Source organism: Bradyrhizobium sp. MI1.4 (genome assembly GCF_055811315.1).
In genome coordinates, this window is sequence record NZ_JBVVPP010000148.1 from 1 (window position 1) to 599 (window position 599).

Below are 599 nucleotides of genomic sequence, written 5' to 3' on the forward strand. Positions count from 1 at the left end.
TACGTCGCACCCATGATGGCCGCGGCGGCCCCGCCGGCCGACAGGCCTGCGACGTAGACGCGCTTGGGATCGATAGGCTCCCGCATGATCTGGCGGGTGATGCCGGCGATCAGCGAAGGCTCGCCGCCATCCCGCTGCTGGTCCCCCGTACGATACTAGTTCCAGCATTTCGCCTGGTGTGCTCCGCGTGGCTGTTCGGGATAGACCACGAAGCAATTCCGCTCGTCCGCCAGAAAATTCATCCGCGTGCCGGCGGCGAAATCGTCCGGTGACTGGGCGCAGCCGTGAAGCATGACGATGAGCGGACGCGGTCCTTCATCAGCGCGGCTCGGGATGAACAGCTTGTAGGTTCGGCTTCCCGCCCCGTTAGTGAAGGTGGCAGAGACGAACCTTGTGCGGTCCGGTGCAATATCCGCCTCGGACAGTAAAACGCGCCCGACCGGACCTGGCATGCCGAAACCGGAGAGATCTTTCATGCCGACGAAGGGCGCGAGGCCTTTGTGTCGTTTGGCAGGCGTGGCTTGTGTGGACGTATATGGACCCCGCCCGATTGCAACGACTGGCTTGATCAGGATCGACGGCCACAACTGCTGACGTAT

Annotated in this window: 1 pseudogene; it reads right to left on the reverse strand. The window is 62.9% G+C overall.

Features of this window, described 5'->3' with window-relative positions:
• Positions 1–599, reverse strand: a pseudogene (locus AC0L23_RS40025) (extracellular catalytic domain type 1 short-chain-length polyhydroxyalkanoate depolymerase); the annotation flags it as partial.